Source organism: Kineococcus sp. NPDC059986 (genome assembly GCF_040702905.1).
GTDB lineage: Bacteria > Actinomycetota > Actinomycetes > Actinomycetales > Kineococcaceae > Kineococcus.
The window spans coordinates 1-8,294 of record NZ_JBFBND010000065.1 but is presented as its reverse complement, the minus strand read 5'-3'; the positions used below and the strand labels follow the sequence as shown (position 1 = coordinate 8,294).

Genomic DNA, 8,294 nt, shown 5'->3' with positions numbered 1-8,294 from the left:
AACATCACCGGCATCGCCGCCGCCGCCCACCAGACCACCACCAGCGCCGGGCACACCGCCACCACCGCCGAAGACGTCGCCCGCTCCGCCGCCGAACTCAACGCCCTCGTCGGCACCTTCCGCCTCTGACACGCCTCTGAGGCAACCGGTCCGGGCGTCACCCGCGCAGGAGGAACTCCTGCACGACGACGAGTCCGTCCCCGGTCCACCGCAGACCCCGCAGGTCCTGCACGACGACGGTGGCGTCGGTCTCCAGTGCCCGGTCCCCCACGCCGACGACCGTCGCACCGGCCTCCAGCCCGGCCAGGACACCGGCCGGGCTGTCCTCCGCGACGACGCACTCCGCGGGGTCGACCCCGAGGCGCGCGGCAGCGGCGCGGTACCCCTCGGGCGAGGGTTTGCCCGCCGAGACGTCGTCCGCGGTGACGAGGACCTCCGGCAGGGGCAGGCCCGCCGCACGCAGGCGCGCGGTCGCCAAGGCGGACACGGCGGAGGTCACCACCGCCCACGTGCCGGCGGGGAGCGTGGCCAGCAGGTCGGCGCTGCCGGGCATCGCCGTCACCTGCCGCGCGTCCTCCACCTCGAAGCGGTCGATCTCGGCGAGCGCGTCGCGCTGGAGCTCCGGCGTGATGAGCAGGGCGACCGTGTCGGCGGAACGCCGGCCGTGCACCATCGCGCTCACGTGCTCCGGATCGAGGTCGTGGGCGCGGGCCCAGCGGCTCCACGCGGAGTGCACGCTGGCGTCGGAGTCGACCAGGACCCCGTCGGAGTCGAACAGGACCCCTCGCTGGGGCAGTTTCACCACGGGGTGCCTCCTGGGCGGGGTGCGGGGGTGAGGTTCACGTGACGGGGCGGTTGCGGTAACGGCCGACGAGTTCCCGGGCGGCGACCTGCATCCGCACCGGGGGCAGGCCACGGCCGATGAGGTCCAGGTCGTCCAGCACCATCTGCCCGATCTGCTCGAAGGCCGCGGGGATCCCCCCGGCGCGGTGTCCCGAGAACACCAGCCCGTCGATGCCGCGGGCGGGGTGGTCCGCGGGAACGGGTTCCTCGGGCCAGACGTCGACGGCGGCGAGGAAGTCGCCGCGGGCGACGCGCGGGAGCAGTTCGTCGTAGTCGACGACGGCGGCCCGGCTGACGAGCACCAACCGGACGCCCGGGGCGAGAAGGTCGAACTGCGGACCGGCGAGCAGGTGTTCGCTGTCGGCCGTCACGGTCGCCAGGACGAAGACGAAGCGGCTGTGCCGCAGCACCTCCTCCAGGGACGCGGGGAGGACGCCGTGCTCGCGCAGGTGGGCGTCGGGCAGCCACGGGTCGTACACCCGCACGGTCGCGTCGAACGGGACGAGCAGACGGTGCAGCGCGCGGCCGAGGTTCCCGAACCCCAGGAGCCCGACGGTCGAGCCGCGCAGCAGGACGCTGTCGGTGTTCCCCGCGGCGACGTAGGACTCCTCCCCGCGACGGAAGGCCCGGTCCTCGCGGCTGATGCCGCGCGCGATGTCCAGGGCGAGTCCGAGAGCGTGTTCCGCCACCGCCTGCGCGTAGGCCGGACCGCACCCCAGGACGTGGATCCCCTGGTCGTGGCACGCCTCGTAGTCGACGTTGGGGAAGAAGTTGCCCTCGACGTTGCACAGTGCGCGCAACTGCGGCGCGCGGCTCAACCGGTCACGGTCCAGGTCGGGCTGCCCGATGACCGCGAACGCCCGCGGGAGGGCCTCCTCCAGCCGGCGGGGGTCGTCGTCGTGCTCGAGGTCGACCACCTCGTAGCGCTCCTCCAGCACCGCCCGGGTCTGCGGGGTGAAGATGCGGGCGGCGCTCTGCGGTTGGGGTCGGAGGACGACCGTCGGCCGGCTGGGGTTCATGGTGCTCCTCGGGGAACTGCGCGAACGGGTGGGCACCCGGCCGGAACTCCGACGTCCGCGTCGGTGCGGTCCGTCCTGGAACGGGGGGGGTGTCCTCAGAACTCCGGCTCGACAGCCGCTCCCCCGGTCCGGCCCCGCGTGAGGCACTGCGACGACATCGGTGACCTCCTCGTGGACGCGCCCCACGATAGGGCGGTGAGGTCCCCGGAGCAACCGTCGCGACGACCCGGTCGTCCTCCGCCGCAGCGGTTCCGCCCGCCCTGCGCAACCCGGGAGGAGTGGCCGGTGGCCGGCGCCGACCGGCTCACGGGTCCACCCGGCGACCGGCCGACGACGACGGTCCACCGGCGTTCCCCGCACCGGCCTCGAGGTACTGCAGGATCTGCTGCTCCCAGACGGCCGCCGGTCGCCACGCCGGGTCGGGCACCGGTCCGAGGACGTCCCACATCCGGGCCGCGTTCCAGGCCAGCGCCGCGGTCGCCGCCCGATCGACGTCCTCGGACCGCGCGACCGGCAGGCCGTGCGCCGTGCGACGGCTCGCCACCACGGCGGCGAGGTTCCGCCACCCCGCTCGCGTGGGATCGGAGTTCAGCACCTGGGCGTACCCGGACTCGACGACCCAGGGCGTCCGGCAGGGTTCGGCGTCGACGAGGACGGCCGGCGTGAGGGCCGGTGCGGGCTCGCGCACCAAGGCGTTGGCCAGGTGCAGGTCCCCGTGGCAGACCTCGGGCGGACAGACCTGCGTCACGAACGACCAGTCCTCCTCGAGGCGGGCGAGCACGCTCTCGACCGGCCCCGGCGCATCGCGCTCGGCGCCGGCCAGGAGCCACCCGCGGACCGTCTCCAGGGTGAGTTCCCCGCTGGACGCGTCGACGGACCGGGCCGCACGCTGGAACCGGGCGGCGGCGTCCGCGAGCAGCGTGAACTCGGCGCCGCACCAGCTCGCGTCCAGACCGTGCTGGAGGCGTTCCAGCACCGACCACCCGACCTCGACGTCAGCGAGCCGCGCTCCGTCGGCCAGCGTCCGCGGGACCAGGGAGGGGTCGCGGACGGCCAGCTCCCGGTTCCACAGGCGCTGCCCCGGTGAGACCCCGATCTTCAGCAGGACCTCCTCCTCACCCGACCACCGTCCTGCCGAGAACAGCGCGGAACTGCCCCAGGGCAGGGGTGCGGGACGCGTACCGGTGAACCTCCGGAGCGCGGGTTCGGCCCGGACCAGGTCGTGGAGGTGCGCCAGCGCCTCCGGCGTCCGCACCAGGCGGCCGGACGCGTCGAGGACGTTCACCGCTGCGCCCGCCGGTGTCTGCACACGGACAGTCCGGCGCAGCGGCCGGCCCGGCCGTGGGACAGACTCCTCCCGTGGACGACACCGCGCGCCGGTACTGGGACGAGCAGGCCGACACCTTCGACGAGGCCCCCGACCACGGTCTGCGCGACCCCGGGGTCCGGCGGGCGTGGGCCGAACTCCTGCTCCCCCTCGTCCCGCCGGGAGCACGGGTCGCCGACCTCGGCTGCGGCACGGGCACCCTGTCCGTCCTGCTCGCCGGGGCGGGGCACGACGTCCACGGGGTGGACCTGGCTCCCCGCATGGTCGAGGCCGCCCGGGCGAAGGCTGCCGCCGCGGGCTGCACGGCACGCTTCACCGTGGGGGACGCGGCGCACCCCCCGCTCGACCCCGGGTCGGTCGACGTCGTCCTGGCCCGGCACGTGCTGTGGGCGTTCGAGGACCCGGCCGCCGTCCTCGGGACGTGGACGGGTCTGCTGCGCCCCGGCGGACGGCTGCTCCTCGTGGAGGGCCGGTGGTCGACGGGGGCAGGGCTGACCGCCGCCGAACTGAGCCGGCTCGTGCTGCGGCACCGCGAGGAGGCGGAGGTCCGGGAACTCGCCGAGGCGGTCTACTGGGGTGGTCCGACCACCGACGAGCGGTACCTCCTCGTCAGCCCCCGCTGACCCCGAGGGTCCGGGTCCCAAGGGTCTGAGGTCGGGGGTCACAGTCGTCGCCAGCCGTGCAGCACCCGCCGGTCGGCGGTGTCGACGGTGAACCAGCTGCCCTGCCCGGGCTGGTCGAGGCTGCGGGAGACCGGAACACCCCGCAGGGCGCACTGCAGCAACGTGCCGACCCCGCCGTGCGTCGCGATCACCACCGATCCCGACGGCGGGACCGTGCGGGCCGCCAGGTCCAGCACCCGGTCGACCGCCCCGACGATGCGCGCCTGCGCGGCGGCGGCGGTCTCCCAGCCCTCGACGCTCACCTCCGGGTCGGCGAAGAAGGCGTCCGCCAGGACCTCGAACCGTTCCGGCGGGACGAACCCGGTGGCCGAGCGGTCGTTCTCGCCGAGCTCCTCCTCGACGTGGACGTCGCGTCCCGCCGCGGCGGCGACGGCCTGCGCCGTCTGCAGGGCCTTGCGTTCGGCGCTGGACGCCACGAACCCGGCGGTCCGCACCCACGGCAGCACCACGAGCCGGTGCAGCCGCTCCCGCCCGGCCGCCGACAGCGACCACTGCGGGACGGGACGGGCCGGGTCGACGGCGACCTCGGGGTGCGTCACCACGTGCAGGAACACCCGGCGAGCGTTGCACAGCGGGTGACAGGAACCGTCGGGCGGGGCAGGGTGACGGGATGGACAGCGGGTTGCCCGCGGACGACCACACGCACACGCAGTTCTCGTGGGACGCGGCGTTCGGGGACATGGAGGGCAGTTGCCGGCGCGCGGTCGACGTCGGCCTGCCGGCGGTCGCCTTCACCGAGCACCTGGACTTCACGGTGTGGAACGCCCCCACGGGTGGGTGGAACTGGGACGAGGGGATCCGCGGGACGTACGACGACGCGGTGGGCCCGGGCGGCCACGGGCACTTCCGGGGCGCCCCGCTGGACGTCGACGCGTACCATGCCGAGATCGCGCGGTGTCGTGACCTGTTCCCGGAGCTGACGATCCGTTCGGGCGTGGAGGTCTCGGAGGTGCACTGGCACGCCGAGGACGTTCAGGCCGTGCTGTCGCGGGGTTTCGACCGCGTGGTCGGGTCGGTGCACACGCTGGACGACCTGCGCGTCCCGGGCGAGGTCCTCCTCGTCGACCACGCCGAGGACCAGCGTCAACCCCTGGACCTGTTCGAGGCGTACCTGCGGCAGGTCGAGGACATGGTCGCTTCGGATGCACCGTTCGAGGTGCTGGGCCACGTCGACTTCCCGTTGCGGCACTGGCCCGCCACCGCCGGGCCCTCCCCGTGGGGCCGCGTCGAGGAGCAGACCCGGCACGTCCTGGGACTGCTCGCCGCCTCCGGCCGGGTCCTGGAGGTGAACACGTCCATCCCCCTGGACCTGCGGGTCGTGCACTGGTGGCACGAGGCCGGTGGCGCCGCGGTGTCCTTCGGCAGCGACGCCCACGAACCCGACCGCGTCGGGCGGCGGTTCCGCGAGGTCTCGCGGGCCGTCGCCGCGGCCGGGTTCGCGGTCAGCGGCGACCCCACGGCGTTCTGGGGCCGCCGCTGATCGTCACGCGGTGCGGGGCAGCAGGTCCCGGGCCGCCATGAGCACACCTTGGACCGTGACCCCGAAGCGCTCGAACAGCGTCGCGGGCGGAGCGGAGGCGCCGAAGTCCTCGATGCTCACGGTGCGGCCGTCGAGGCCCACGAGGTCGTGCCAGCTCTGCGCGGCGGCAGCTTCGACCGAGACGCGGGCACGGATCCGCGCGGGCAGGACCGACTCCCGGTAGGCGTCGTCCTGTTCGGCGAACCACTCCCGGCACGGCATCGAGACGACCCGGGCGCGGACGCCCTCGCCGGCGAGGGTCCGGGCGGCCTCGACCGCGAGCTGGAGTTCGGACCCGGTGGCGATGAGGACGACCGCGGGGTCACCCTCGGGTCCGCCCTCCCAGCGGACGTACCCGCCCCGCAGGGCACCGTCGGCCGAGGTGAACCCGTCCTCGTCCTCGGGCAGGACGGGCAGGCCCTGCCGGCTCAAGGCGAACGCCGCGGGGCGGCCGCGGTGGCCGAGCACCTTCCACAGCACCACGGTGGCCTCGTTCGCGTCCCCCGGGCGCAGGACGTCGAGGCCGGGCATGGCACGCAGCGAGGCCAGGTGCTCGACCGGCTGGTGGGTGGGCCCGTCCTCCCCCAGACCGATCGAGTCGTGCGTCCAGACGTACAGCGTCGGCAGCCCCATGAGCGCCGCGAGCCGGACGGCGGGCCGCATGTAGTCGGAGAACACGAGGAACGTGCCGCCGTAGGGTCGCGACAACCCCGAGTGGGCGATGCCGTTGAGGGCCGCCCCCATGAAGTGCTCGCGGATGCCCCAGTGGATCGTCTGACCGGCGGGGTGCGCGTTCGGTTCCGTGCTGCCCGCGGGCAGGAACGACGTCGGTGCGATGTTCGTCCCGTTGCTGTCGCCGAGGTCGGCGGATCCACCCCAGATCTCGGGCAGTTCCGCGGCCGCCGCCACGAGACCACGGCGGAAGGCCTTCCGGGTCGAGACCGACTCACCGGCCATGAACGTCGGACGCACCGCGGCGAACGTGTCCGGCACCGTTCCGGCCTCGAGACGCTGCAGCAGTGCGTGTTCCGCCGGGTGTTCGGCGGCCCACACGGCGAACCGCTGGTCCCAGTCGGCGCGGGCGGCCGCGCCGCGGTCGCGGGCGTTGGCCTGGGTCCAGGCGACGAGGTCGGGGTCGACGTCGAAGGTGGCGGTGGGGTCGGCACCCCACAGCTCCTTGGCCGCGGCCACGGCCTCCGGTCCGAGCAGGGAACCGTGGGACCCGGGGGTGTCCTGCCGGCCGGGCACGGACCAGGCGATGACGCTGCGCACCACGACCATCGAGGGTCGTTCCGTCTCGGCGTCGGCCGCCTCGAGGGCACGGGACAACCCGGCGACGTCGACGTCACCCCCGGGGAGGAGGTCGACGGTCTGCACGTGCCAGCCGTAGGCGGCGTAGCGGGCGGCCGTGTCCTCGCTCGTGACGAGAGCCGTGCTGCCCTCGATGGAGATCCGGTTGTCGTCGTAGACGACCGTGAGGTTCCCCAGGTGCTGGTGACCCGCGAAGGCGCTCGCCTCGGACGTCACGCCCTCCTGCACGTCACCGTCGGAGCAGAGCACGACGACACGGTGGTCGAAGGGGCTGGTGCCGGCGGGGGCGTCGGGGTCGAGCAGACCGCGTTCGCGGCGGGCGCCCATGGCCATGCCCACCGCGGTGGCGAGACCCTGCCCCAGCGGGCCGGTCGTCGTCTCGACGCCCGGGGTGTGGCCGAACTCGGGGTGCGCCGGGGTCTGGCTGCCGGCCTTGCGGTAGGCCTTGAGGTCGTCCAGCGTCATCGGGTACCCCGCGAGGTACAGCTGGATGTAGAGCGTGAGGCTGGAGTGCCCGCAGGACAGCACGAACCGGTCCCGGCCGCGCCAGGTGGGGTCGGACGGGTCGTGCCGCAGGTGGTGCTGGAACAGCAGGTGCCCGATGGGGGCGAGCGTGACGGCGGTGCCGGGGTGGCCGTGGCCGGCGTTCTCGGTGGCGTCCATGGCGAGGACGCGCGCGGTGACGACGGCCTCGTCGTCACGGCTGGACCAGCCGGTCGCGGTGGTCGGTTCAACGGTGGTGGTCACGGGAGTGGCTCCAGAGGTCGAGAGGTCGGAGAAGCGCGCGTCAGGCGAGGCGCGGGTCCGGCGCGAGCCGGACGATGCGGTCGGCACGCGGACGCGTGCGGGTGATGAGTTCTGCGTTGTCCTGGTCCGGCCCCCAGGACCGGGCCTGGGCCTCCTCGGGCGACCGGCCGTACCGGACGTGGCGGGCCACGAGCCGTTCCAGGCGGGTCGTCTCCCCCGGGTCGACGAACCAGCAGGTGTCGAGCAGACCGGGGACCTGGTCCCACACCGGGGTATCGAGGAGCAGGTAGTTCCCCTCGGTGACGACCAGCGGCACGTCGGCGGGAACCGGGATGCTGCCGGCGATGGCGGCCTCCAACCCACGGTCGAAGGACGGGGCGTAGACGACGTCGTCCGTCCGGTCCCGCAGGCGCCGCAGGAGGTGCACGTACCCCGCGCCGTCGAAGGTGTCGGCCGCTCCCTTGCGGGGGTGCCGTCCGAGGCGGCGCAGTTCGGGGTCGGCGAGGTGGAACCCGTCGAGCGGGACGAACACCGCCTGCGGTCCGACGGCGGCCGTCAGGGCCTCGGCGAGACGGGACTTCCCCGAACCCGGGGCCCCGGTGAGTCCGAGGATCCGGCGGTTCCCGGGTTCCACGAGGGAACGCGCGAGGTCGACGAGCTCGTCGAGGTCGGTCGTGATCGGAACGCCGGTCGGAACGCTGGTGTCGGAGGCCTCAGGCACGGACGGTCTGGTCCTCGGTGGGGACGGTCACGGCGCCGGTCATGATGGCCACACCCTCACCCATCGTGTGCGACTGCGGAGTGATCACCGCCGCCCGACGACCCAACCGCTGCACATGGATCCG

At 74.2% G+C, this 8,294-nt stretch carries 8 protein-coding genes and 1 pseudogene; 2 read left to right on the top strand and 7 right to left on the bottom strand.

All coding sequences use genetic code 11. The features are described from left to right. Positions 1-157: 157 nt before the first annotated feature. The 3 genes from AB0637_RS24630 to AB0637_RS24620 form a co-directional block, all read right to left on the bottom strand. On the bottom strand, positions 158-805 hold the full coding sequence (locus AB0637_RS24630; protein WP_366175416.1) for an HAD-IA family hydrolase: 648 nt from the start codon (positions 803-805) through the stop codon (positions 158-160). Between the two features lie 34 nt (positions 806-839). Further along, a complete protein-coding gene (locus AB0637_RS24625) occupies positions 840-1,862 on the bottom strand; it encodes an NAD(P)-dependent oxidoreductase (RefSeq protein WP_366175415.1) in 1,023 nt (340 codons plus the stop codon). Between the two features lie 304 nt (positions 1,863-2,166). Beyond that, positions 2,167-3,171 (bottom strand): hypothetical protein, encoded by a 1,005-nt coding sequence (locus tag AB0637_RS24620; RefSeq protein WP_366175413.1) that lies wholly within the window; start codon positions 3,169-3,171, stop codon positions 2,167-2,169. A gap of 50 nt (positions 3,172-3,221) precedes the next feature. Here AB0637_RS24620 and AB0637_RS24615 point away from each other — a divergent pair, with 50 nt between their 5' ends. Further along, complete coding sequence (locus tag AB0637_RS24615) at positions 3,222-3,812, top strand: class I SAM-dependent methyltransferase (RefSeq protein WP_366175412.1); 591 nt, start codon at positions 3,222-3,224, stop codon at positions 3,810-3,812. A 38-nt stretch (positions 3,813-3,850) separates the two neighbouring features. Here the strand turns inward: AB0637_RS24615 and AB0637_RS24610 are convergent, their stop codons facing one another. Further along, entirely contained in the window at positions 3,851-4,426 is a 576-nt protein-coding gene (locus AB0637_RS24610) for a histidine phosphatase family protein (protein ID WP_366175411.1), read from the bottom strand. 56 nt (positions 4,427-4,482) lie between these two features. On the opposite strand from AB0637_RS24610, the gene AB0637_RS24605 reads away from it, so the two are divergent. Beyond that, positions 4,483-5,352 (top strand): PHP domain-containing protein, encoded by an 870-nt coding sequence (locus AB0637_RS24605; RefSeq protein WP_366175410.1) that lies wholly within the window; start codon positions 4,483-4,485, stop codon positions 5,350-5,352. A 3-nt stretch (positions 5,353-5,355) separates the two neighbouring features. On the opposite strand, the gene tkt is transcribed toward AB0637_RS24605, so the two are convergent. From tkt to AB0637_RS24590, 3 genes and pseudogenes are all read right to left on the bottom strand, one after another. Next, complete coding sequence (gene tkt / locus AB0637_RS24600; RefSeq protein ID WP_366175409.1) at positions 5,356-7,449, bottom strand: transketolase; 2,094 nt, start codon at positions 7,447-7,449, stop codon at positions 5,356-5,358. Positions 7,450-7,489: 40 nt separating this feature from the next. Beyond that, on the bottom strand, positions 7,490-8,170 hold the full coding sequence (locus tag AB0637_RS24595; RefSeq protein ID WP_366175408.1) for a nucleoside/nucleotide kinase family protein: 681 nt from the start codon (positions 8,168-8,170) through the stop codon (positions 7,490-7,492). Continuing rightward, positions 8,163-8,294, bottom strand: a pseudogene (locus tag AB0637_RS24590) (sugar ABC transporter ATP-binding protein); the annotation flags it as partial. The pseudogene AB0637_RS24590 and the gene AB0637_RS24595, both read right to left, overlap by 8 nt.